The sequence below is a fragment of the Amphritea sp. HPY genome, from assembly GCF_050870985.1.
In the GTDB taxonomy this organism is placed as follows: domain Bacteria; phylum Pseudomonadota; class Gammaproteobacteria; order Pseudomonadales; family Balneatricaceae; genus Amphritea.
The window spans coordinates 221,785-245,138 of record NZ_CP194015.1 but is presented as its reverse complement, the minus strand read 5'-3'; the positions used below and the strand labels follow the sequence as shown (position 1 = coordinate 245,138).

23 protein-coding genes are annotated in these 23,354 nt (G+C 49.5%); 7 read left to right on the top strand and 16 right to left on the bottom strand.

Going from position 1 to position 23,354, the window contains the following annotated elements; genetic code table 11:
- Positions 1 to 104 precede the first annotated feature (104 nt).
- Positions 105 to 1,736, bottom strand: coding sequence for a cytochrome D1 domain-containing protein (locus ACQUQM_RS01095; RefSeq protein ID WP_432472649.1), 1,632 nt, complete (start codon positions 1,734 to 1,736; stop codon positions 105 to 107).
- 586 nt (positions 1,737 to 2,322) lie between these two features.
- On the opposite strand from ACQUQM_RS01095, the gene ACQUQM_RS01090 reads away from it, so the two are divergent.
- On the top strand, positions 2,323 to 2,649 hold the full coding sequence (locus ACQUQM_RS01090; RefSeq protein WP_432472648.1) for a cupredoxin domain-containing protein: 327 nt from the start codon (positions 2,323 to 2,325) through the stop codon (positions 2,647 to 2,649).
- Between the two features lie 270 nt (positions 2,650 to 2,919).
- Here the strand turns inward: ACQUQM_RS01090 and ACQUQM_RS01085 are convergent, their stop codons facing one another.
- The 9 genes from ACQUQM_RS01085 to ACQUQM_RS01045 all read right to left on the bottom strand — a co-directional run bounded on the left by ACQUQM_RS01085 (position 2,920) and on the right by ACQUQM_RS01045 (position 10,065).
- Positions 2,920 to 3,120 carry an antitoxin Xre/MbcA/ParS toxin-binding domain-containing protein gene (locus ACQUQM_RS01085; protein ID WP_432472647.1) on the bottom strand — a complete coding sequence of 67 codons (201 nt, stop codon included), beginning with the start codon at positions 3,118 to 3,120 and terminating at the stop codon, positions 2,920 to 2,922.
- A gap of 429 nt (positions 3,121 to 3,549) precedes the next feature.
- Entirely contained in the window at positions 3,550 to 5,100 is a 1,551-nt protein-coding gene (locus ACQUQM_RS01080; protein ID WP_432472646.1) for a cytochrome D1 domain-containing protein, read from the bottom strand.
- A complete protein-coding gene (nirJ, locus tag ACQUQM_RS01075; protein ID WP_432472645.1) occupies positions 5,097 to 6,281 on the bottom strand; it encodes a heme d1 biosynthesis radical SAM protein NirJ in 1,185 nt (394 codons plus the stop codon). Before nirJ ends, ACQUQM_RS01080 begins: the two co-directional genes overlap by 4 nt.
- A gap of 20 nt (positions 6,282 to 6,301) precedes the next feature.
- Positions 6,302 to 6,796 carry a siroheme decarboxylase subunit beta gene (gene ahbB / locus ACQUQM_RS01070; RefSeq protein WP_432472644.1) on the bottom strand — a complete coding sequence of 165 codons (495 nt, stop codon included), beginning with the start codon at positions 6,794 to 6,796 and terminating at the stop codon, positions 6,302 to 6,304.
- 3 nt (positions 6,797 to 6,799) lie between these two features.
- Positions 6,800 to 7,243 carry an Lrp/AsnC family transcriptional regulator gene (locus tag ACQUQM_RS01065; RefSeq protein ID WP_432472643.1) on the bottom strand — a complete coding sequence of 148 codons (444 nt, stop codon included), beginning with the start codon at positions 7,241 to 7,243 and terminating at the stop codon, positions 6,800 to 6,802.
- A complete protein-coding gene (gene ahbB, locus ACQUQM_RS01060) occupies positions 7,236 to 7,790 on the bottom strand; it encodes a siroheme decarboxylase subunit beta (protein WP_432472642.1) in 555 nt (184 codons plus the stop codon). Before ahbB (ACQUQM_RS01060) ends, ACQUQM_RS01065 begins: the two co-directional genes overlap by 8 nt.
- A gap of 328 nt (positions 7,791 to 8,118) precedes the next feature.
- On the bottom strand, positions 8,119 to 8,565 hold the full coding sequence (locus ACQUQM_RS01055; protein WP_432472641.1) for an Lrp/AsnC family transcriptional regulator: 447 nt from the start codon (positions 8,563 to 8,565) through the stop codon (positions 8,119 to 8,121).
- A 10-nt stretch (positions 8,566 to 8,575) separates the two neighbouring features.
- A complete protein-coding gene (locus ACQUQM_RS01050; protein WP_432472640.1) occupies positions 8,576 to 9,784 on the bottom strand; it encodes a cytochrome D1 domain-containing protein in 1,209 nt (402 codons plus the stop codon).
- Positions 9,781 to 10,065 carry a c-type cytochrome gene (locus ACQUQM_RS01045; protein WP_432472639.1) on the bottom strand — a complete coding sequence of 95 codons (285 nt, stop codon included), beginning with the start codon at positions 10,063 to 10,065 and terminating at the stop codon, positions 9,781 to 9,783. Before ACQUQM_RS01045 ends, ACQUQM_RS01050 begins: the two co-directional genes overlap by 4 nt.
- A 261-nt stretch (positions 10,066 to 10,326) precedes the next feature.
- Between ACQUQM_RS01045 and cobA the strand changes: the two genes are divergently transcribed.
- From cobA to ACQUQM_RS01030, 3 genes are all read left to right on the top strand, one after another.
- Positions 10,327 to 11,157 (top strand): uroporphyrinogen-III C-methyltransferase, encoded by an 831-nt coding sequence (cobA, locus tag ACQUQM_RS01040; RefSeq protein ID WP_432472638.1) that lies wholly within the window; start codon positions 10,327 to 10,329, stop codon positions 11,155 to 11,157.
- Between the two features lie 292 nt (positions 11,158 to 11,449).
- Positions 11,450 to 11,920, top strand: a complete 471-nt coding sequence (locus ACQUQM_RS01035) for a retropepsin-like aspartic protease family protein (RefSeq protein WP_432472637.1) — start codon at positions 11,450 to 11,452, stop codon at positions 11,918 to 11,920.
- Between the two features lie 517 nt (positions 11,921 to 12,437).
- Positions 12,438 to 13,460: an ion transporter gene (locus tag ACQUQM_RS01030; protein ID WP_432472636.1), complete on the top strand. Its 1,023-nt coding sequence runs from the start codon at positions 12,438 to 12,440 to the stop codon at positions 13,458 to 13,460.
- A 166-nt stretch (positions 13,461 to 13,626) separates the two neighbouring features.
- On the opposite strand, the gene ACQUQM_RS01025 is transcribed toward ACQUQM_RS01030, so the two are convergent.
- On the bottom strand, positions 13,627 to 14,175 hold the full coding sequence (locus ACQUQM_RS01025; RefSeq protein ID WP_432472635.1) for a VOC family protein: 549 nt from the start codon (positions 14,173 to 14,175) through the stop codon (positions 13,627 to 13,629).
- Between the two features lie 268 nt (positions 14,176 to 14,443).
- Here ACQUQM_RS01025 and ACQUQM_RS01020 point away from each other — a divergent pair, with 268 nt between their 5' ends.
- A complete protein-coding gene (locus ACQUQM_RS01020) occupies positions 14,444 to 14,953 on the top strand; it encodes a MarR family winged helix-turn-helix transcriptional regulator (protein WP_432472634.1) in 510 nt (169 codons plus the stop codon).
- Here the strand turns inward: ACQUQM_RS01020 and ACQUQM_RS01015 are convergent, their stop codons facing one another.
- The 4 genes from ACQUQM_RS01015 to ACQUQM_RS01000 all read right to left on the bottom strand — a co-directional run bounded on the left by ACQUQM_RS01015 (position 14,954) and on the right by ACQUQM_RS01000 (position 18,691).
- Positions 14,954 to 15,889 carry a diguanylate cyclase domain-containing protein gene (locus ACQUQM_RS01015; RefSeq protein ID WP_432472633.1) on the bottom strand — a complete coding sequence of 312 codons (936 nt, stop codon included), beginning with the start codon at positions 15,887 to 15,889 and terminating at the stop codon, positions 14,954 to 14,956.
- A gap of 96 nt (positions 15,890 to 15,985) precedes the next feature.
- The gene (locus ACQUQM_RS01010; RefSeq protein WP_432472632.1) at positions 15,986 to 17,206 is read right to left on the bottom strand and encodes a bifunctional alpha/beta hydrolase/OsmC family protein; all 1,221 of its coding nucleotides are present in this window, start codon (positions 17,204 to 17,206) and stop codon (positions 15,986 to 15,988) included.
- A gap of 407 nt (positions 17,207 to 17,613) precedes the next feature.
- Complete coding sequence (locus ACQUQM_RS01005) at positions 17,614 to 17,898, bottom strand: hypothetical protein (RefSeq protein ID WP_432472631.1); 285 nt, start codon at positions 17,896 to 17,898, stop codon at positions 17,614 to 17,616.
- 418 nt (positions 17,899 to 18,316) lie between these two features.
- On the bottom strand, positions 18,317 to 18,691 hold the full coding sequence (locus tag ACQUQM_RS01000) for a cupin domain-containing protein (protein ID WP_432472630.1): 375 nt from the start codon (positions 18,689 to 18,691) through the stop codon (positions 18,317 to 18,319).
- Positions 18,692 to 19,327: 636 nt separating this feature from the next.
- Here ACQUQM_RS01000 and ACQUQM_RS00995 point away from each other — a divergent pair.
- Entirely contained in the window at positions 19,328 to 21,013 is a 1,686-nt protein-coding gene (locus ACQUQM_RS00995) for a transporter substrate-binding domain-containing protein (protein WP_432472629.1), read from the top strand.
- Entirely contained in the window at positions 21,013 to 22,437 is a 1,425-nt protein-coding gene (locus ACQUQM_RS00990; protein WP_432474881.1) for a sigma-54-dependent transcriptional regulator, read from the top strand. Before ACQUQM_RS00995 ends, ACQUQM_RS00990 begins: the two co-directional genes overlap by 1 nt.
- Before the next feature lie 61 nt (positions 22,438 to 22,498).
- Here the strand turns inward: ACQUQM_RS00990 and ACQUQM_RS00985 are convergent, their stop codons facing one another.
- Entirely contained in the window at positions 22,499 to 23,305 is an 807-nt protein-coding gene (locus ACQUQM_RS00985) for a TSUP family transporter (protein WP_432472628.1), read from the bottom strand.
- Positions 23,306 to 23,354: the final 49 nt, after the last annotated feature.

Genomic DNA, 23,354 nt, shown 5'->3' with positions numbered 1-23,354 from the left:
TCTTTGAATAGGCAAGATGGCAACTCAACCTGAGCCTTACTTCAGGCTCCTTAAAAGCAGGCATAGCGAACTATGCCTGCTGTACAACTTTCACATCGACCTGATTAAGTCTTGTGATTGATACGGTTGAACACGTTGAACTTACCAGTAGGAGTAGTCAGACCTTTAATACGGTGCTTCTCTTCCAGAGTCTTGGCATCGTAGATAACGATTTCACCGGTCGGGTTACTTGCGTCAGCACGGTTCCAGACAGATACCCATACTTCAGTACCATCCTGGTTGAACTCCATATGCAGAGCCGCTTTACCTTCTTCTTCGGTTACGCGAATCGTCTTAACGATTTCACGGGTATCTTTATCAAATACCTGAACACTCTGCTGAACCTCTGGCTCAGGGTGCTTCAGCTGATCAGCCCAGACATACTGAGAGGTCTCGTGGGTACGGATAAATACACCAGCGCCATCGGTTTCAACTTCGTAACAAAGCTTCCAGGCCTGATCAGGATGACCCATTGGATCGTTACCCCAGACAGATACAGCGCCTTCGCCCAGGTGAGTCGTACCACCTACAGGACCACACTCTTTATCAACCCAGTTAGCACCCGGGCCAGGATGTGGCAGCTTAGCAACATCGATAATCTTCTCCAGCTTACGCTCTTGAGTATCGACTACGACCATCTTGTTAGATGCGTTCGCAGCGATCTGGAAGTAACGTCCGGTAGGATCAAAGAAACCATCGTGCAGGAATTTAGCAGAGTCAATCTGCTCAATACGCAGGTTTTCAAGGTCGGTGTAATCCACCTGCCACATCTGACCCAGTTCCTTAATAGCTACCATGAAGGTTGGCTCGTTAGGCGTAGTGTAGATCGCAGCAACACGGGCTTCGTTGACATACTCGCCGTCAACGTTGATACCGCGGGAAGAAACCACCTTAAGCGGCTCCAGGGTTTCCGCATCCATGATTACGAAATGTGGCGGCCAGTAACCACCGGCAATGACGTACTTGCCATCGCCGGAAACAGCGATATCACGTGCGTCATACGCCATTTTGGTTTCGGCAACCAGCATCTTGTCAGGCGTCTGCCACAGGTCAATTTTGTTGACCTTGCCATCACGACCGATGGTGTACCAGAAACGACCTACAGCATCTTTAGGGTGATCGGTTTTATGGTGCTCTGTACCTTTGATTACGTGTACCGCATAACCGGTATCAATGTGGGCAACGATCTCTTTGGTATCACCATCGATAATCGCAGCAGTACCCGCATCACGCTCGATAACAACGAAGAAGTTTTCCCAGTTGCGGCCATGCATCGGCTTGGTTGGGTAATCTTTCAACGCAACAAACTGCTTAGTGTGCTCTTTCATCATATCCAGAGACATCTCTGGTGGCACAGGTGGTTCCATCTGGATAAAGGTAGACAACAGGGAGATCTCATCTTTCGAGAAGATATCGTCAAAGTTGTTCATACCGCCTTCGGTACCGTAGGAGATAATCTGTTCCAGACGCTTCTGACCCAGCTTCACTGTTTCTGCAGGCTCCAGGTTTTTACCTGTAGCGCCTTTACGCAGAACACCGTGACAACCAGCACAACGCTGAAAATATAACGTCGTCGCCTTGTCAAAATCAGCTTCAGACAGTGTAGGACCAGCCGCCGCGACTGTTGCGCTGATACCCGAAGTTGCCATACCTACCGCTAAGCCCAAAGCAGAAAGGCCATACTTCCATTTTTTCATCGAATTTTCCTCTGATGTTAACTTTCTTTAGAAGTTTCAAATCAGGTAATCGCAAAACATGCTGGTTACCAATAGACGTTAGTCTGATCCTCTAATGGTCGATCTCCTTGACCATCATCAAGCGGTATAAATAACCAACATTATTTTATGAACAAATCTTTATAAGTTTTGTCAGCGGCACTCACTCTTGATTAAGATCATAATTAACATATTAAGTTTACACCCTTATACGGCATATACTTCATCTGGTAAAAAGGCTACACAAAAGCGATACAGTAATGACAAATCAAGTCACAATAAGTGAATCAAGGATTATAAATTCTTACAAATCAACAAGATATAATGTACCGACTACATATAGACTTTTCTATTAAAGCCCCGTGTCAAGCAGAATAGTTATAAGCACTGTTATATAGAAACATCCTACACAACCATAAGATGTATTCAGATTACACATTTAATCTCTGTTTAAATAACTAAGAGCACTACCCAATCAGAGTGATTAACTTCTATTAATCAATCGTTCACCTGAGTTACTCTATAATGCAGAAATGATATTCATTCTTATATTATCGGGTCTGTAAAAATGACTAAGCAAAGATTATTATTAGCTACAATTTCCCTTATACTTTGTTCCGGATTCACAGCCGCCGATACCGTTGAGGTTGAGATCTATAAATTTCAGTTCTCCCCGGCAGAGATCACCATCAATGTCGGCGACACTGTAGTCTGGGTAAACAAAGAGAAGCGCCAGTACCATAACGTATGGTTTGAACAGCTGGACGAAGAGGAAACGGATTACCTGTTTCCTGGGGACAGCTATGAGAAGACCTTTGCTGAGAGCGGCAGCTTTCCCTACCGTTGCGGCCCGCACCCGGAGATGACCGCCACTGTGATCGTTAACGATCAATAAGCTATAGCTATCAAAAAGGCCGAACGGTCACCCGGTCGGCCTTTTTGTTTATTTTATTCAGGGCTAATAGGTCTAATGTCTGGCGCCTTTCTCATTATGAGTCTTGTTCCAGACATTGTATTTACCGGACGGTTTCACCATTGTAATCCTTTTACCTCGTCCAGCGTTTTAGCATCAAAGACTATCTGGGCACCGTCCATATCCCTGTTACCGGGAAACGTTCAGTGACCGCCTTTGGTGAACTCTTCATGGCCAGCATTGCTGATCGAATCAGGCGCTATCGCCGCATTCTAGCTGGGCGATTATCTCGATAATCTGTTCAACCTCTTCCGTAGTATTCAGCAGATCTTCCGGGCATCTATCACCTAAGCCCCTATGCGGGGTATTGAACCACTGCTCTGTCGCCTCCTTGCTCCCGAAATAGCCTCTTGCGGCCTCATATAATCGCTGTCGGGCTTGTTCAACACTCATTGCTATCACCTCTCTACAGCTGGTTTAGTGGAGAATTCAGCCTGGCCCGGTTACTTAAATGAGATTATCTAAATAAGAACAATCAGTACCTGCATTACAAACCCGGTGAGGATTTTTGAACTCCCCATAAGGGTAGACTATCTAAAACACTTCACCAGAATCACAGGCAGCAGATTCTCAAACAGGCAAAAAGAAGGCCGAGCGATTCCCCGTTCGGCCTTTTTTCATATTTATACAGCTAAATACTACTTAATGACTGGTACCTTCCTCGTAGTGAGTCTTGTTCCAGACATTGTACTTACCGGACGGTTTCACCATCGGTAATCGCTTCACTTCTTCGGCATGCTTAAGAGCGGCATCATAAATGTAAAAAAACCAGATGGTTTCCCCATCTGGTCTTCCACTATCTACAGCAGAGGTAGAAACTATCTAATGACTGGTACCTTCCTCGTAGTGAGTCTTGTTCCAGACATTGTACTTACCGGACGGTTTCACCATCGGTAATCGCTTTACTTCTTCGAGCGTTTTAGCGTCATAAACAATCAAAGCACCATCCATATCCCAGATACTGAGCAACGCATAGCGACCGTCTTTAGTGAACTCAACATGAGCAGCCACTTTGCCCGGTGCCGGACGAATGGTTTTTACGATTTCCAGGCTCTTTTTATCGATAATATGTACCGCTTCCTTTTCCTTACCAAAGAAAACATCAACCCAGGCATAGGGGCTGTTTTTATGGCTGCGCATAAAGAAACCGGGCCCCTCAGTCGGGATGTTCTTAATAGTTTCCCAACTTTCCATATCAATTACACTAACCTCACTGGTGCTCAGGTTTGGCGTAGCCAGTACCCGACGACCGTTATAGTCCCAGGTAATACCCGAGCCCAGATGCGGCATTCCGGCCAGATCTAATGTTGCCTGCCGCTCACCACTCTCCAGAGAAACGACCTGCCCTTCTGCCGAGCGCTTACGGCCTTCCTGTTTCGGTCGTGTAGTGCCCATCACCAGCTCATAGCTCTGGTTGAACAGGAAATCATCAAGATAGTCATCCAACACGATTCGACGGACCGGCAAGTCAGCTGCCTGCTGTTGTGGATCACTGGATGCTTTCGAGTCGCCGTAGGATAGCTCCCAGATCTCCGGTATATCCTTCAAAGCTGCGACAAAACTGCTACGTCCCGGGGCATTATAAACAGCGCTGATGCGGGAGCTTTTGCCACTATCATCCGCCACATCAATACGTTTAATCAGCGACAGATCCTTAGCATCTAAAAGCACCAGGCTATGGGGCAGGTAATTTCCCGCCAGCACATATCGCCCATCACTGGATACCGCTATATTTCGCGTGTTCAGACCGACTCTGATCTCTGCTGTTACTTTCAGGTTGTAAATATCAAATTTGCTCACCCAACCATCACGGGAAGCAAAAAACACATAGCGCCCATCGGGGGTAAATTTTGGTCCGCCATGCAGGGCGAAACGGGTCTTAAAACGATGAATTGGTTCAAAGGTATCGCCATTCAGCAAAGTAGCATGGTGGTCACCAATCTCTACCACTATAAACAGATTCATCGGATCAGCTTCAAACTGCATCCCGTCCGGCAGTGATCCCGGTGCATGGTTAACAATCTGACTGGCGCGGATATCCTCTTCCTGCCAGGTTGGCATCACTTTTGGTTTTGAGTAGATGAAGTCGGTCAGGTCACTAATCTGTTGTTCGGTTAATCTGTCTGAAAACCCTTCCATCTGGGAAGCTGCACGACCATTGGATATCACATCGATCGCCTGCGTTCGACGTAGTCGCTTCAGATTTTGCGGTAGCAGCGCAGGTCCTATACCACCAACACGTTTCGCCTGGTGACAGGCTGCACACTGCTCCTGATACAGTTTTTCAGTATCTGCCGATATATCGGCTGCAGACACCGCACCGGATAAAAGCAAAGCTGAAATAACACCGCTGGCTTTTAATAGCGATCTCATCCCATCGCCTCCATATTGATACGTTCAGAATACATGGAGGGATCAACACCTATCTCATCATCGGCCAGATAGCAGGCAGGATCTTCTTCCCATGCATCCTTATACAACTGGAACGCTCTGACACGGGTATTACCACCGCAAATATCGCGCTGCTGACATACACCACAGCGGCCTTTCAGTGGGCGTGGCTGCATACGAAATTCATTTAACAGCTGATCATCGGACTGACTCCAGATCTCAGAAAAAGGCTTTTCGCGAACATTGCCCAGGGTATGTTCCCACCAGAACGTATCCGGATGAACATTGCCCAGGTTATCAATATTAGAGATGTAACGGCCCGACTGGTTACCACCCCATGCGATAAGGTGTTCACGCAGATGTTCAGCACGGTCAGGGAAATTCTTTAGCGCCCACTGATACAGGTACACGCCATCGGCGTCATTATTGCCGGTTACGAAGTCCCGCATAAAGCCGTTTTCGTAATCTTTAACCGCTTGCTCGATCAGCATATCCACCGCTTCACGGGTCGTACGATGGAAGGCATCTTCGCCACGGTTCTTATTACCCCGACCCGCATAATTCAGATGCGACAGATAGAACTTATCCACGCCCAGATCTTCGCTCAGCTTAACCAGGTCGGTTAGTTCATGGGAGTTACCAGCGGTAATTGTGAAGCGCAGGCCAACTTTTATGCCAGCTTCAAGACAGAGTTTGACCGCATGCAAAGAGTCATCAAACGCCCCCTCTTTACGACGAAACGCATCATGAGTATCACGAAGGCCGTCCAGGCTGATACCGACATAATCGTAACCGGCGGCAGCAATATCATCGATATTCGATTCATTGATCAGCGTGCCATTAGTCGACAGGCCAGTATAGATACCCAGCTCCTTGGCTGCCCTGCCCAACTGATGAATATCAGGGCGCATCAAAGGCTCACCACCGGAAAGAATCAGCGCGGGCACTTTAAACTGTTTCAGATCATTCAATACCGTCAGTGCTTCTTCGGTATTCAATTCACCTTTGAAATTGGTATCCGCTGAGATTGAATAGCAGTGTTTACACAATAGATTACAACGGCGAATTAGGTTCCAGATCACCACCGGACCCGGAGGGGTACCCGGCTTACGCTGACTACCCGGTTCCAGTAACTCTCTGACAAATTGACTCAATCGGAACATGATGACTCCTCAGGCAAAATCTAAGACTTAGATTTCAGCCGCATACCGGTTTTCTTAAGAATTTTACTGCTGTAGAGGCGGTCCGCCTGACGACAGTGCTCACCTAGCAAGTTCGTAATTTGTGCGATCTGTTGCTCAACTTCATGCTCGGTTTTACCGTGCACCATGGCGAACAGATGATAGGGCCATAACGGCAGATGACGAGGCCGCAGATAACAGTGGCTGACAAACTCCAGCGCGCCGACTTTCTCGCCTAGTTCATTGGCATAGTCGTCATCCACATCCCAGACGGTCATCGCGTTATGCACATAGCCCAGCCGATAGTGGTTCGGCACCAGACCGATACGCCTTACAACGCCCTGCTCTTGCAGGTAGTGCATATCATCCAGTACTTGCTGCTCTGTACATTCAAGGCGCTCAGCAATCTCAGCGTAAGGCTCTGCCACCAGTGGTAAACCTTTCTGAGTTTCTACAATCAGTCGACGCTGCAGTTCAGTTAATTCAATCTGACTCATTATCTATACCTCAAACCGCAGATTGATATAAAACTCCTCTTCTTTCGGGAAAGGATACACTTTCAATCCGGTCGCCTGCTCCAGCCGTGCAACCACATCAGCTGTCTGATCCGCCACTTCACAAGCGATAACAAACCACATGTTCAGCTGGTGATTACGGGCATAGTTATGGGCGACTTCACTAAAGCCGTTAACTATTTGAGTGACCTCATCGAAACGCGCTTCGGGTACTTCTACGGCCGCCAGGGTAAACTGACCGCCAAACACTTCGACATCATATAGCGGACCAAAACGGGTCAGCGTTCCATCATCCAGCATGGCTGAAATACGGTCGATCACCTCCTGTTCTGTACAACCAACTTCTTCCGCCAGCTGCAGGTAAGGCCGTGCACAAATTGGAAAGCCTCCCTGATAACGGTTGATCAGGTCACGATCAATACTATCCATTAACAGCAACTCCTTTAGCGGCTTCTTTTTCCTGATTCTTTTCCTGATTCTTTTTCTGTAAGTACCGACCACCGCATTGCTTGTAACAGGTCTCACTGAACAGCAGGTCATGCTCAATATGTTGCAGATCCAGACGCTCAATGATCTGCGCAAGTTGCTCCCGCACCTGCTCTTTGCTACGACCATGAATCATTGTAAACAGGTTATAAGGCCAGTCCGGCAAACGTCGTGGACGTTCATAGCAGAGCGTGACACAAGGCTGCACCGCCAGTTGCTCAGCTATTGCCTGCAGTTGCTCATTTGGCAGGTTCCATACCACCATCGCGTTAGCTTTAAAGCCCAGCGGCCGATGGCGGATAATCAACCCACTGCGGCGTAGCTGCTTAGATTCCTGTAAATAGGTCAGACGTTCAGCCAGTAGCTCTTCACTACAACCCAGCTCTTCAGCAAGCGCAGCGTAAGGGCGTGGGATTAATGGCAAACCTTCCTGCATCAGGTGCAGTAACGCCAGATCTATCGGATCCAGTGGATTAAAATGTGCGTTCATATCGCAAACCCCGGATTCAGGTGGAACGATTGATATACCATCGTCAGACTCAACGGGTTAAACATATTAAAAAATTCGTTCATATCGCGAACCCCGGATTCAGATGGAAAGATTGATATACCATCGGCAGACTCAACGGGTTAAGCGGATTAAACAATTCGTTCATATCGCGAACCCCGGATTCAGATGGAAAGATTGATATACCATCGGCAGACTCAACGGGTTAAGCGGATTAAACAATTCATTCATATCGCGAACCCCGGATTCAGATGGAAAGATTGATATACCATCGGCAGACTCAACGGGTTAAGCGGATTAAACAATTCGTTCATATCGCGAACCCCAGATTCAGGTGGAAAGGCTGAACCATTGGCAGATTCAACGGCGTAAAGCCGGTTTCCTGTTCAATATCGGAAAGTACCTGCTCGACCTCTGACTCATCACGACCCGTTACCACAAACCAGATATTGAAACGGTGGGTGCGCTGGTAATTGTGATTGACCTGTGAGTATTGATTCACTTTCAGGGCTACCTCATCCCGGATTTCATCCGGTACCGCTAAAGCCGCCAGCGTGCTGGAACCCACCTTCTGGTGGTTCAGCACCCCACCCACCCGGCTCAATACACCTTGTTCCTGCCAGTACTGCAGACGCTCCAACACTTGGGCCTCAGTCATTTCGCAGGCTGCAGCCATATCGGCATAAGGTGTTGTACTGGCCGGTAATCGCTGCTGAAACTGATTAAGCAGCAAACGGTCCTGTACTGTTAATTCCATCGTCAACCCCTTATAAACCGATCTTATGGGCACGGGCGGTCATAAAGATCCCGCTCGGGCTCGGCAGTGATAGCTTGGTCAGCAGCTGGAAAGTATCTGTGTTGTACAGATGAATCTCATGGCTATCGCGCACCGACATCCAGACCTTTTCACCGCGGGGAGCAAACTCCATGTGCAGCACGCCAGGCCCTGGTTTCAGGTGCACCAACTGCTCCAGTGTCTCGGAATCAAATACCTGGATATTGCTATTGTCCGGGTGCGCGAAGTTAACCCAGATCTGACGGCCATCAGGACGCGCCATAACAAACACCGGTTGGCCAAGTACCGGAATACGCCCTACTTCCTGCCAGGTATTCGTATCCAGAATCAGCACTTCATGACGACCAACAGCAGGCACGAATGCCCGACCACCGGCCATCGCCCAACCTTCGAGATGGGGCATCTTATACACCGGCATTTTTTTCTCACCGCGGCCATAGTTTGGCAACACCCGGGTCACGCCTTTTTCTGGATGCCAGAGATCGAGTTGCGCCATACCGTCTTCGCCAAACAAGCCAGCCATGTAATAGCGGCCATCCGGGGTAATCAGTGCGTCATACGGGTTGCGGCCAATATTTTCGAAACGGGTAATCGCTGGCGCCGCTTTATTACCAGCACTGAAATCAGTGATCCAGATCTCTCCTTTATCCCACAGGCTAAAGACAAACTTTTGTCCCGGCGCATCCACCAACCCGACCGTTTTCGAATCACAAGGGATATCCGCAACCTGGGTCAGATCGCTACTGTTAAATACTTTTACGCCACCGGGCTTATAGTTGGAAACCGCCACCAGTGAGCCATCCTGACTGATAGCGCCACCGATACTGTTGCCGCCCTGAATAATACGGTGAGTAATACGCTGGGCCAGAATATCGATCCGGGTCAGCCCGCCATCGCGGCCAAACACAAAGGCAAATCGCGCATCACGGGAATAGACAATCGATGCGTGCGACAGGTCGCCAATCCCAGGTACCTCGGCGATGATCTTCTGATCAGTGGTATCAATTATCGCAACCTTGCCGTCAGCCCGGGCGATCGCAACCGCCAGATCACCTGTCCCCCTGATCTCCTTCGGCGCAGGTAACGGCTCGCTTGCCGTAGTTTCAAGCTGGGCGCAGGCGCTGATAGCTGACGCTCCGATCAGGGCACCAAAACTGCTTAATACTGCTCTGCGTTTCACTCTGTTTCTCCTTTTCTCAAGCGATCTACCAGCCACTGGATATCACTATCGCTTAACAGCTCACCCCAGGGCGGCATGGCAAGACCCGGCAAGCCCAGTTTAATTGTGCTGAAAAGCGCTTCATCGCTGCGCTCGGATATATCTTGCGGCCTTATTGCCGAGCCCAACCCACCTTTAAGCGTCAGGCCGTGGCATGAACCACAATCTTGTTTCAGCAGTTTATCCAGATAACCTTGCCGCTCCACTGACGGCTCCGCGCTGACAGACAGGGCAATAAACAAACCAGCCACCAAGCTGATGGATTGGAACTTAAAAGATCTGAAGCTAAAGGATCCAAACTTAAAGTTTCTGAAAACTGTCATCAGGAGAATCTCTGCATAATCCACTCGGCCCGGAATAAATGACTATATGAGCACTATTTAAGGCTCATATTAGCCCTATAAATTTGCCCCTCCTTGACTTTTGGCAAGTTACACAGCCGATCTCAGGTAGATACTGATCCACATCAGATGTTCTGCATACACGCTGTAAGGAGGCAAGGTATGCCGTTTAACACGCAAGATACTGCTAGCGCGACTGGAACCGTATTTCTGGTGGGCGCAGGCCCCGGTGATCCGGATCTGCTTACCGTCAAAGCGCTGAAACTGATTCAACAGGCGGATTGTCTGGTCTACGACCGGCTGGTGTCAGACGAAATTGTTGCCCTGGCAGATCCCGCTGCAGAGAAAATTTTTGTCGGCAAGAAAGACGGCTACCACAGCCTGCCGCAGAATCAGATCAACCAGTTATTAATTGATCTGGCCAGCAGCGGTAAAAAAGTAGTCCGCCTTAAAGGGGGTGACCCTTATATCTTCGGACGTGGCGGTGAGGAAGCGGAACAGATCAGTGCAGCAGGCATTAGGTTTCAGGTGATACCTGGCATAACGGCTGCAGCAGGTTGCTCGGCAGCTACGGGGATTCCACTGACCCACCGGGATCACGCCCAGTCGGTTAAATTCATTACCGGTCACCTTAAACAGGGCGACCTTAAGCATGACTGGCATATTCTGGCGCAGCCAGGACAGACCCTGGTGTTCTATATGGGTTTAAACTCCCTGGGCACTATCAGCGCAAAACTGATTGAACATGGCTGCCCTCCCGATATGCCGGCCGCTCTGGTACAAAACGGCACTACCGTGAATCAGCGCCTGCTGACCGGCACCCTGAGCAACATCGAACTACGCTGCAAACAAGCGGAATTTGCCTCCCCCAGCCTGATTATTATTGGCTCGGTAGTCAGCCTGGCCCAGACCCTTGGCAGCTGGCCTGACGAGGCGGAGACATTAATCCAGGGCTTTAGCGAAGAATTTCAGCAGGTACTGCGGGCGGTTTAAGCCGCGACACTGACCAGCCTTAAAAGAAGCAACCTGAAATACCGGACAGGAGCCTACGAATGAGTTCTGTAGGCACCCTGCTCCGTTTTTTTGGTTTTTCCACTACGGACATCCGATTTAAACCAAAGAGACCGACTGAACAAATCGACAGACGCAGGGTCTTCTGATAGAACAGAGATTAGCTACAGTTACAGGCGACAAACAGACTCGCCTGATCAATCACTCTATTAGCGTTGTCATCAGCATGCAGCCCGACAGTAACCGCAGATTTGTTGCCAGACTTTTCACCCATATGACCTGGATTATAATTCTGGGACTGTTTTTCCTGCTGTTTCAGCAACAACTGACAGAACGCTACAATCCTAATCACAAGCTTAGTGCTCTTCAGCTTACCCCCGCCGATCCAGTCGTTCTTAACCGCAACAGTAAGGGCCACTATGTTGCACCGGGATTGATCAACGGCAGCAAAGTGACATTTCTACTGGACACCGGCGCCACGGATATCAGTATACCCGCCAGCATTGCCCGCCAACTGGGATTAAACAAGGGGCGACCTATGCAAGCCTATACCGCGAATGGTGTAATCACGGTATACGAGACCACCCTCGATGCAGTAAGCCTTGGAGGTATCACCCTGCTAAATATTCCCGCCAGTATAAACCCCCATATGGGCGGTGATACGGCACTGCTGGGGATGAGCTTTATGCAACATTTGGAGATGATCCAGCGAGGCGATACCCTGACCCTGAAACAGATGCCCTGATTCCCTGATGCAGCCATAGTGAGAGATAATCCAGCGCGGTGATACCCTGACCCTGATACAGATGCCCTGATTCCCTGATTCCCTGATTCCCTGATTCCCTGATTCCCTGATTCCCTGATGCTGCCATAGCGACGGCGCTTACAGCAGGCTCCCTGTTTGTATAAAGAGTTATATAAAAAGTTATAAATAGTTGTACCAATCGCAACCGTGCAGCGGCTCGACTGCATAAATCTCATACACCTTGTTAGTAATTACTATCATTATCACTTTCAAAACGTTTTATGACTATTTACAGTGCCAAACGTGTCGCTGAAGCAACAACCCGGGAATCCTACAACCAATTGAATTAAAATCAAAAACAATCAATAGTAAGTAATTACTTCGATTATTATTCATATAACTCAATGGTACTGTAATATTAACTCCGCCAGAGGCGCTGAATTTATACACTTTGTACTAAATAAAGCGCCCGCTGGCCGATACAGGTAATGAAGTATATTCAAGGAAAAAGCTGGCAATGATAAGCCTCCGCAGACGCACTTTTGAAATTCTGGATGTCGGTAAGAAACAGGATCGTACAGGCCGAATTATCGATATTCTGTTAATCCTGCTTATTTCACTGAATGTGCTATCGGTTATTCTTGAAACACTGCCCGCCCTGGATAATCGTTATCAGGGCTTCTTCAATATGTTTGAACTGGTCTCAGTTATCATTTTCAGTGTCGAATATATTGCCCGGGTGTGGAGTGCGGCGGAAAGCCATAAATACGCCCATCCATTCTGGGGTCGGCTGCGCTATATGCTGACCCCGATGGCGCTGATTGATCTGATCGTTATCCTGCCATTTTATCTGGGTATGTTTGTCAGTGCCGACCTTCGCTTTATGCGAGTACTGCGACTATTACGAGTATTCAAACTGACCCGTTATTCTTCATCTATGTCACTGCTGCTGCAAGTATTACAACGTGAATCACGCTCGATAGGCGCGGCACTCTTTGTCTTGCTGATGCTGATCATCGTCGCTTCCAGCCTGACCTATTTTGCCGAGCACGACAGTCAGCCCGAATTATTCAGCAGCATTCCGGCCGCTATGTGGTGGGCTATCGTCACAATGACCACCGTCGGTTATGGCGATGTAATACCCGTAACTGTGATGGGCAAAGTACTGGCATCGATCATCAGCATAATGAGCCTGGGTATCGTCGCTCTGCCCGCAGGTTTATTAGCGTCGGGCTTTAGTGAAGCATTGCGGGAAAGGCGCCGCATCTACGAAAGAATGGTTAATCACGCCCTGCAGGATGGCAAAGTCGATGATATCGAACACAAGGCCCTGAACCAGATGCGCGAGTCCTTAGGAATCAGTCACGAAGAAGCTGCGCATATCCTGAATGCAAATCAGGCCCGCCAGATGGAGCAGACCATTGAGCAGGATCTGGAACAGCTGCGCCAGGAAATTGATGCCGTGGTACATAACAAATGCCCTAACTGCCAGCATGAAGTACATTGGCTGGAGCGCAGAAAACGGGATAAGGAATCCTGATTTTAGTGGCACTCTCACAACAATGCACATATCTGGTCAGCATGAAGCACATTGGCTGGAACGCAGAAAACGGGATAAAGAATCCTGATTAGATAACAGCTTAAACGCAAAAACGGAGGCATCAGCCTCCGTTTTTCTATCCCGACAAGATCAGAGCACCGCGAAATTAATCCAGTCCGTTGAACTCTTCTTCGTGCAGCCATGCCGCATGTTTTGGTGCTTTCTTGGTTACAGACCACTCTTCCAGCATCGCAGGGGCAACCTCTTTCAACTGCTTCATCTGCTCGGCAGTGCCCTTAACGATAGTCAGCTCCAAACGGTGACCATTTGGATCGAAGAAATAGATGGAACGGATAATACCGTGTTCGGTTGGCCCGACAACATCCAGGCCTTTAGCTTCCAGTTCGGCCTTGGCCGCCAGCAATGCTTCTTCACCACCCTCGATCTGGAACGCGATGTGCTGCACCCACTCCGGTGTATTGCGATCACGGTCCATCTTTTCTTTAGTTGGCAGCTCAAAGAACGCCAGAATGTTACCGTTGCCTGCATCCAGGAACAGGTGCATATATGGATCCGGCTCCTTAGTAGAAGGAACACGGTCTTCCGCAATCGCCACCAGGAAATCCATGTTCAGCATCTCTTGATAAAACTCAACGGTTTCTTTGGCATCGTTGCAACGGTATGCAACGTGGTGAATCTGGGAAAGCTGGATCATTTGCGAAGCCTCTTGCTCATCTTTCTTATTGTCATTATAGGTATTGCTGCAGAACTCTATGTAATCTGGTCCGGCAGCGGATGACCACATATTAGTAACAAACGTTACTATTGTCAAAGATCAATGCTTTCGAGCTAACTTATTGTTATAAATAGATTAAATAATTTAATAAAGCATTATGTAGTAACTGGAAATTGTCTTTTTCGTCCTTTAACGGTTAGACTCAAATGATAATTTCATATTCCACAGCTGAAAATAGATAAATACAGTGAACAACACTCATAAGAAAATCAGCGACAATGATCAGACCCCATCGGGCGTAAAACAGGATATCCGGCTCAATCTGCCTTCGTTCTTTCCTTACCGTCTGTCGACCCTGAATATGGCAGTCAGTCAGTCGGTCGCACAGCTCTATACCGGCCGCTTCAAGTTATCTCGCCAGGAGTGGCGGATCATTGCCGCACTGGGCTGCAATGACTCGATGTCCGCGAAAGATATCGCGGCCTATAGCAGCCTGGAAAAGATGCAGGTCAGTCGCGCAATCTCGCGCTTGAAAAAAGAGCAACTGATTATCCAGCAGGAAAATCGTGATGACCGGCGCTATACCAGTCTGAGGCTTTCAGACAAAGGGCTGGCGACCTACAAAAAGATCGTTCCCCTGGTACTGGCACGGGAGGAGTTTATTCTCTCATCCTTGTCAGAAGAGGAACAAAAACAGCTGGCAGCATTGATGGATAAAGTTTACCAAAAGGCAAAAGAACTGCAGCAATGTGGCTGATTAGCCGTTCTCTTCATCGCTGTAAATAAAATCACCGCCGATATTCTTGCCCCTCTGCAGCGCACTAACTACCCGCTCGATAATCGTTTCACACTGATCCCCCAGGCGGTAACCGGTGATCCCCAGCGTAATTGTCAGGGCAAAGGAATCGCCCTGCCATGTAAAGCTTCTGGCCCTGATCGCCTGCCAGACTTTGTGAATCATATTTTTCGCCAACTGCGGATTATCCTCATGCATCAAGATAACAAAATCGCTACCGTTCCAGCGGGCAATACAGTCTGAGCCCGACAGCTGCTGGCGAAACATATTGGCAATTTCGATCAGCACATAATCGCCACAGGCTGTTCCGTATCGATCATTGACCATCTTAAAGAAATCCAGGTCAGCCATCGCCAGCGAAAAACCGCGGCCAGAGCTGATCGCCCGTTCGATCTCCTGATCGATACGCCGGACAATATAATGCTGGTTATAGACACCGGTCAGCTGATCCACCGACGACAGTTTTTTATAATCCTCAATGGTTTTTGAAACCTCAGTAATATCGACAAAAGAGATGATGTAGTAGCCATCCTGAATGGTACTTCGTACTTCACTGAAAACCTCAAACCGACGATCAGTGCCATCCTTACAACGCACTTTAACCGTCGCTTTCGCGGTCACATCATCTCTGCGTAGCGCTTCAGCAGCGTCATCCTTCCACAGTTGCACTATTTCACTGCGATAAACCGGATCGGGATACGCCAGTTCCATCCAGGCCTGAGCATCGGGGATCTCGTCAACCCGGTAGCCGATAAGGTCAATAAATTTACGGTTAACAAAACGTATCTTCTGATCACTTAACGAGCTGACCTGGCTATCATCGAAAACAATCACCAGGGCAGCGATAGGCAGATGATCAAGAAAAGTAAAAAATCGTTCGGTATCACGGGCTGGCAAAGCAAAGCTCCTGTTCAGCTACTTCTGCAATGTAGCCCGTAGTTTACCCTAACGCGAAGATAATTCCGTTATGCGAATACTGTGAAATATCGACTATCAGCCCTCCTGCAACCGGGTATGGATCAGAATATCCCCCTCCAAGGTGCGATGCACCGGACAACGATCCGCAATGGCCAGCAACTGTTGTTGCTGCTCACCGCTCAGCTCACCCTGCAGGGTTATATGCCGTTCAAACTGATCGATCTTACCGCCATTTTCACCACAGCTGGCACAGTCCTGGGCGTGAATCTTATTGTGAGTAATATCCACCTCAACATGCTCAAGCGGAATTTTCTTACGTCTGGCATACATTCTGATGGTCATCGAAGTACAGGCACCAAGCCCTGCTGCAACCAACTGGTAAGGGGTAGGCCCAAGATAATGCCCGCCGTAACTGGCCGGTTCATCCGCAACCAGATGGTGCCCCTGAATACTCACCTCCTGGGTAAAGCTATCGCTATCTGCCTCAGTCACCCGGGTTATACCTTCCGGTGTGTCGCCGCTCTTTGGCAGCACCGCGATATCGATATAACGCTGCACCCAGGTTGAGATCACTTCGGCAGCATATTCAGCATCCTCCGGGCTGCTCAACAGATGATCGGCACTGTCCAGCGTGACAAAGCTCTTGGGGTGCATCGCCTGCTGGAAAATCTGCGCCGCATTGTCCACCGCGACCGTCTCATCCATTGGCGCATGCATCACCAGCAACGCTTTTTTCAGTTTGCTCAACTTATCCTGCAACGAGTGTTCCGAGATATCCTCAATGAACTGCTTCTTAATCGTAAACGGCCGTCCGGCCAGAGAGACCTCCGCTTCACCCGCCTCACATATCTGGCGCTTTTTATCGCCGAACTGATGCACCACATGAGCCGGATCAGCAGGTGCACCGATAGTCGTAATCGCCCGCACTTCTGCGATCTGATCTGCTGCAGCAATAACCGCCGCTCCGCCCAGTGAATGGCCGATCAGTAACTGCGGTGCCTGATAATTCTGGCGCAAAAAATCAGCTGCCAGCACCAGATCCTCGACATTGGAGCTGAAGCCGGTATTGGCGAACTCTCCACCAGAATGCCCCAACCCGGTAAAATCAAAGCGCAGCACCGCCACACCCAAAGAAGCCAGCCGCTGAGCTATGCGCCGCGCCGCCGGTATATCCTTGGAACAGGTAAAACAGTGGGCAAACAGCGCATAGGCAGCAGGTGTACCCGCCGGCAGATCTAATCGGGCAGCCAGCGCAGAACCATCGTGACCGGTAAACTCCAAACGTTGCGTTTTCATATAAATGCTCCTGATTTTGACTACTACTGAGTATTGAACAGACTCAGGCACAGGGCTATTTATTTTTCCCTATCGAAGGGATTGAGGGGGTTAATCAGGAGCAGACCGCGGCTCCGCCGCTCGCTAGAACGTAGTGCAAGCGCTACTGCTAGTGGCTAGATCGCCGAACACGTTCGGCTGCTAGAAAAAGCCTTCTAAAGTTCTTCAGTCAGCACCCCAATATCTTACCTTCGTAAGTACCGTAGGTTGGTCAGAGCGCAGCGATGCCCAACACTTGAAAATAGAACAAAGCTTTAATTTTCTCTGGCCTGATAAGTGGGATAGATCAGACTGACCATATGTTTCATCTGAATAATCCTCTAATCAGCCCCACTTATATTGCACTTATTTCTTATTTCAAAATAGGTTTATGACTGTCTGGCGATGATATTTCCATCATCAATAGCCTTGGGTTTGATCTCATAGGTGGGGCAGCTTCCGCCAGTTGAGCAGGGGCTGGGAGCTGGTAGGCTTGCTTGCCCCATATAACGAGAACTTACACCATCAACCATCCACTCAAGTTCGAAGCCAGTATCTTCTTCTGAAGGAAAGTTTCGGACCAATCCTCGGTCACCAAGGTTTTCCAATACCTGATAACACTCACCGGCCTGTTCGATGATATCTCCCGGATTAAAGTCGAATTGTGTTTCCATCGTCTAGAGTCTCCACATAGTGGTTGGTAATAGCTTTCAGCTATGATTCGTTGTTCAATTCTATCAAGCTTAAAAGATGAAATATAGTGCACAATATGGTGATTTATCACATTGAGAATGAATTCGTGGTTGCTCTAGGAATTATAGTGCTTTGTTGATCGGTTGGGTGCTGCTCATTGAAAGATGAGTAATCCACGGATACCAGGATTAAAAACCGACGAAATTACCGGCCTCATTCGATGTATTAACTCACTCTGTGTCAACTCAGAAGCTTTAATAAACAAGCAGGAACCAGTGTGCGCGAACTTGACAGTGGGAGTCATACCAACGCCCCAATAACGGGCAAATAATACTTGGCTAAAATAGTAAACGCAGTGAACAAAAGCCAAGCTGCTATTTGTCCACTTTAATTGGCTTCTTATGTGGTTGATACGCTCTGACTTGGGAATGAAATCTCCATAACCAAACAATCTTCCTCACAAATGAATGGGCCATGAACTTCACCAGGAGGGCGACTAGCAAAGTGTCCAGCTTCTAGCCATTGCTGAAAAGCTACATCATAAAGCCGACCTGAAATAATAAATATTTCCTCAGGGTAGTCGTGAGATTTACCACCAAATGCCTCTGTATCAGCACCGGCTTTAAAGCGAGTAAGGCGGGTGTAATCACCTGTCGTTTCATCGAGAGCGAGTGTTAGCTGCTCCAGCATTCCTGAACTACCTTCAATCGGCTCCCAGTTGCTGCTATTTTCTTCCGCTAGGACGTTCCAATATGTTGCTGTACTTTTTGACACTACGACCCCTTTACCACATAACAGCTTAATTGTGTGCGTGCGCGTTTTGCTGCCACAGGGTTTGCGGCAAGGGGAAAGTATCTATCTGAATAAAAAAGAATTTCTCTGAAGCACATTGTTTTTCATCCCCTGCAAACGCGCTGACACGCTTTGTCTTTTTCAACCGGCCGGTAATCCCACCTGTTGATATCCGTATCTGTCTGATATTGACCGATTATTCTGAGTTACGCCAGTGACAGACTGTGCCCTATTTATTCAATTTGTGAACAACCTCCTTAGTACTTACAACTAGCAAGTTGCGCAGCAACGTTCTAGCGAGGAAAACTTGTTTTCCGATCCAGCCACTGCCCTTAAGATTTTTCTAGCCGCTGATTTATAAAAGTTGGGCTTCGTTTCACTCAAACCAACCTACCCTATTTACACTGTGTTGGAGTGGCCCACACTACCCAATGGATTTAACAGGCTCTTTGGAGAGACAAGCGACGTTTTTTAAGATTTTTCTAGCCACTAGCTGTAGATGCTAAAGACCTTGTTCGACGTTCTAGCAAGCGGCGCAGCCGCGTTCTAGCCACTGCTTTATAGCCACTGCCCTTTTTCGAGGCTATGATCAGATAAAAGCCTGCCCACCTGGTAATTATGTCTTCAACTCTAAACCGCTTTCTGCTGTTCCCGTTCTGCCTGTTATTGCTAAGTACGGCTACCAGTGAAGCCAACCCTGAACAGGAACAGGCCGTGCTGATCGGTGGTGACTATAACTATCCGCCCTATGAGTTTCTTGATGATAAGGGTCAGCCTACCGGTTATAACGTCGAGCTGACACTGGCTATCGCCGAGGTGATGGGGATGACTGTTGAGTTTCGATTCTCCGACTGGGCCGGGGTTCGTAAGGCACTACAAAATGGTCAGCTCGATGCACTGCAAGGCATGGTCAACTCACCCGAACGCAGACAGGCTTTCGATTTCAGCCCCCCCCACGCTATTGTCCACCAATCGATATTTGCCCGACGCGGCGAGCCCCGTGCAACCTCACTACAACAACTGCGGGATAAAGAGGTGGTGGTACAGAAAAACGGCATCATGCATGACTACTTACTGCAGAATGATGTCGGGGCAAAGCTGATCACCGTTGAAACCCATGCCGATGCACTGCGTCAGCTGGCCGCGGGTAAGCACGATTATGCGCTTGTCGCTAACCTACCCGGTTTGTATCTGGGGCAGGAGCTGGGGCTTTCTAATATCGTGCCTGTGGGTAAGCCATTTCAGGCCCAGCAATACGGTTACGCGGTGCTCAAGGGCAATGATGCTTTGCTGGCACAGTTCAGCGAGGGCCTGGCGATTTTGATCAATACCGGTCGCCAGCAGCAAATCTACAACAAATGGCTGGGGCCTCTGCAGGAGCAAGGCCTGCCCTGGAAACAGTATGGTAAAACCGCCGCTATTCTCTCGGCGCTGTTATTGCTGATTCTCGGCGGTACGGTGATCTGGAACCGCATGCTGCGCCGCCAGGTGGATAAACGTACTGCAGAGCTGCATATCCAACAGCAACAACTGATTCAGGCAGATAAAATGACCTCGCTGGGTATTCTGGTTTCCGGTGTGGCCCATGAGATCAACAACCCTACCGGGCTGCTACTGCTGAACCTGCCAATTATCCGTGAAGCCTGGCAGGACTGCGAAGATATACTGGAGCAACGCTATGAGCAGCAAGGCGACTTTTTACTGGGCGGGCTAGCCTACTCACAGATGCGCGATGAGATTCCTGCCCTGCTCACCGATATGCATGACGGTGCACAGCGGATCAAGCGTATCGTCAACGACCTGAAAGATTTTTCCCGTCAGGAGAGTGATGACAGCCGTGAACCTTTTGATCTGAACGAAGTTGTCGCCACCGCCGTGCGTCTGGCGGAAAACTCGATCAATAGCAGTACCGACCATTTCTCGGTCAGCTACAGCAGTTCATTGCCTTCGGTGGACGGTAACGCCCAGCGCATAGAACAGGTTATTATCAACCTGATTTTGAATGCCTGCCAGGCATTGAATGATCGTAACAATGCCATTAAGGTACGCACCTTTCAGCAGGCCGAAAGCCAACAGATCTGCCTGCAGATCGTCGATGAGGGCTGCGGTATCGAGGCCCGGAACCTGACCCGCCTGCTCGACCCATTCTTCACCACCCGGCGGGAGCAGGGCGGTACCGGGCTTGGGCTGTCGGTTTCCAGCGGTATCGTGCAGGCCCACGGTGGCCAGTTACAGTTTGAATCAAAGCCAAACCTGGGCACTACAGTCACACTGACGCTGCCTGTCAGCGGAGAGAATTTATGATTAACCAGTCCTTATATCCAGAGTTCGGCGTGTTGCTGGTTGACGATGAAGCCTCATTCCTGCGCAGCCTCAGCATTACGCTTGCACGTAGTGGCGGCATCACCAATGTCCACCGCTGCGACGACGGCCGCGAAGTGATGGGCATTTTGCAAAACCGGGCGATAGGCCTGGTACTGCTCGACCTCACGATGCCGCATATTTCTGGTCAGGAGCTGTTGGCGATGATTACCGAGCAGCATCCCGATATCGCGGTAATCATAATCAGCGGCCTTAACCAGGTTGAGTCCGCAGTCCAGTGCCTGCAACAGGGAGCCTTCGATTATTTCGTTAAAACAACCGAAGAGGGCCGCCTGATAGAGGGGATTAAACGCGCTATCCGGATGCAGGAGATGCGTCGGGAAAACCAGGCACTGGGGCAACGCATTCTCAATAACAGCCTGGAAAGCCCGGAAGTTTTCGACCCGATAATCAGCCGCAGTAACCAGATGCGGTCAGTATTCCAGTATCTGGAATCGGTTGCCCCCAGCAATCAGCCCCTGTTGATCTGCGGTGAAAGCGGTACCGGCAAAGAGCTGCTGGCTAAGGCTGCGCACCAACTGAGCAACCGTTCCGGCCCATTAGTCAGCGTTAACGTTGCCGGACTGGATGATAATGTTTTTGCCGACACCCTGTTTGGCCACCAGCGTGGCGCCTTTACCGGTGCAGAGCGTAGCCGACCCGGACTAATTGAGGAGGCCGCGGACGGTACCCTGTTCCTCGATGAGATTGGCGACCTGAGTATGGCCTCCCAGGTGAAACTTCTACGCCTGCTGCAGGAAGGAGAATATTATCCCCTGGGCAGTGACCGACCCAAGCGAATCCGTGCCCGGGTAATCGTCGCGACCCATCAGGAGTTGCAGCAACGTCAGGCCGAAGGGAGTTTTCGCCGCGATCTCTATTACCGCCTCTGCACCCACCAGATTCAGATTCCGCCACTGCGCCAGCGTAAAGAAGATCTGCCGTTGCTGCTCGATCATTTCCTCGCTCAGGCTGCTACCGAGCTGGACAAGCCGGTTCCGGCGTATCCGCCTGAACTGCCTCTATTGCTGAACAACTATCACTTTCCCGGTAATATCCGCGAGCTGCGCGCATTAGTCTTCGACGCAGTCAGCCGTCACCGTTCACACCTGCTTTCGATGGAGGTATTCCGCCAGGCGATAGGGAAAAACGAGGATGACGGTGTGGAAAGCCTCCGTCAGGGCAGCGATAGCCTGGCCAGCTTTAATCCGGAAGGGCCGCTGCCGACCCTGGCCCAGATGGATAGTCTGTTAGTTGAAGAGGCGCTGCGCCGCGCCGATAATAATCAGTCACTGGCGGCACGATTACTGGGTATATCGCAACCGGCACTGAGTAAGCGGCTGAAAAAATCCCGGCCCGGTAGCTAGTATTTGATTTAGCGGTTTCTGTGATAGTTCAAACTAAGCGACTCTGACTAAGCAAATCTAGTTAAGACAGCCCCAGCCAACCCAGCACTTGCCCAGCCAGTTGATTACCCTGTTGATACTGGTCGTACAATAGTTTGCCCGACATAACCAAGGTTACGATCACCACTAAGGGTCGAATCAATCGCACGCCTTTACTGACCACCATACGCGCGCCAATAAGACCACCGACCAGTTGGCCGGCGGCCATAATGAATCCTGCCAGCCAGATAATGTCGCCACCGATGGCAAAGAAAATAAGTGCAGCAAAGTTCGAAGTGAAATTCAGCAGCTTAGTATGCGCCGTCGCCCGCGCCATACTGAAACCCAGCAGTGTGACAAAGGCCAGCGCGAAGAACGTACCGGTACCCGGCCCGAAAAAGCCATCATAAAAGCCGATCGCCGCGGTGAAGACAAAAGCGAACAGTGGATAACTGATCTTGCGTTCCCGATCCTCATCACCCATCCGTTTTGAAAACATAAAATACAGGGCGATCAAAACCAGCAATACCGGCATAATCGACGCCAGTACACCGGCATCCATACGCTGCACCAATAGCGTACCGGCCACGGCCCCGGCAAAGGTACAGCCGATCATCAGTTTCATCTGCGTCAGATCGACCAGTTTCTTGCGCACGAAATAGACCGACGCCGCAAAAGTACCGAAACTGCCCTGTAACTTATTGGTCGCCAGCGCTTCTACCGGACTCATACCCGTCGCCAGTAACACCGGCAGCGTTATCATGCCGCCTCCACCGGCAATTGCATCGACTAAACCAGCGGCAAGCCCGGTCAGCATCAGCAATAAAATAAGCGCAATATCCAGTTCCATAACGATCCCTCAGGTGAATTGACCGCACTCTAACAGCAGAACCCATACG

Excerpts from the sequence above, each read along its gene's own strand:
- ACQUQM_RS01095 (WP_432472649.1), bottom strand. The coding sequence starts at position 1,736 with ATGAAAAAATGGAAGTATGGCCTTTCTGCTTTGGGCTTAGCGGTAGGT.
- ACQUQM_RS01090 (WP_432472648.1), top strand. The coding sequence starts at position 2,323 with ATGACTAAGCAAAGATTATTATTAGCTACAATTTCCCTTATACTTTGT.
- ACQUQM_RS01085 (WP_432472647.1), bottom strand. The coding sequence starts at position 3,120 with ATGAGTGTTGAACAAGCCCGACAGCGATTATATGAGGCCGCAAGAGGC.
- ACQUQM_RS01080 (WP_432472646.1), bottom strand. The coding sequence starts at position 5,100 with ATGAGATCGCTATTAAAAGCCAGCGGTGTTATTTCAGCTTTGCTTTTA.
- nirJ (WP_432472645.1), bottom strand. The coding sequence starts at position 6,281 with ATGTTCCGATTGAGTCAATTTGTCAGAGAGTTACTGGAACCGGGTAGT.
- ahbB (WP_432472644.1), bottom strand. The coding sequence starts at position 6,796 with ATGAGTCAGATTGAATTAACTGAACTGCAGCGTCGACTGATTGTAGAA.
- ACQUQM_RS01065 (WP_432472643.1), bottom strand. The coding sequence starts at position 7,243 with ATGGATAGTATTGATCGTGACCTGATCAACCGTTATCAGGGAGGCTTT.
- ahbB (WP_432472642.1), bottom strand. The coding sequence starts at position 7,790 with ATGAACGCACATTTTAATCCACTGGATCCGATAGATCTGGCGTTACTG.
- ACQUQM_RS01055 (WP_432472641.1), bottom strand. The coding sequence starts at position 8,565 with ATGGAATTAACAGTACAGGACCGTTTGCTGCTTAATCAGTTTCAGCAG.
- cobA (WP_432472638.1), top strand. The coding sequence starts at position 10,327 with ATGCCGTTTAACACGCAAGATACTGCTAGCGCGACTGGAACCGTATTT.
- ACQUQM_RS01035 (WP_432472637.1), top strand. The coding sequence starts at position 11,450 with ATGACCTGGATTATAATTCTGGGACTGTTTTTCCTGCTGTTTCAGCAA.
- ACQUQM_RS01030 (WP_432472636.1), top strand. The coding sequence starts at position 12,438 with ATGATAAGCCTCCGCAGACGCACTTTTGAAATTCTGGATGTCGGTAAG.
- ACQUQM_RS01025 (WP_432472635.1), bottom strand. The coding sequence starts at position 14,175 with ATGATCCAGCTTTCCCAGATTCACCACGTTGCATACCGTTGCAACGAT.
- ACQUQM_RS01010 (WP_432472632.1), bottom strand. The coding sequence starts at position 17,206 with ATGAAAACGCAACGTTTGGAGTTTACCGGTCACGATGGTTCTGCGCTG.
- ACQUQM_RS01005 (WP_432472631.1), bottom strand. The coding sequence starts at position 17,898 with ATGGAAACACAATTCGACTTTAATCCGGGAGATATCATCGAACAGGCC.
- ACQUQM_RS00995 (WP_432472629.1), top strand. The coding sequence starts at position 19,328 with ATGTCTTCAACTCTAAACCGCTTTCTGCTGTTCCCGTTCTGCCTGTTA.
- ACQUQM_RS00985 (WP_432472628.1), bottom strand. The coding sequence starts at position 23,305 with ATGGAACTGGATATTGCGCTTATTTTATTGCTGATGCTGACCGGGCTT.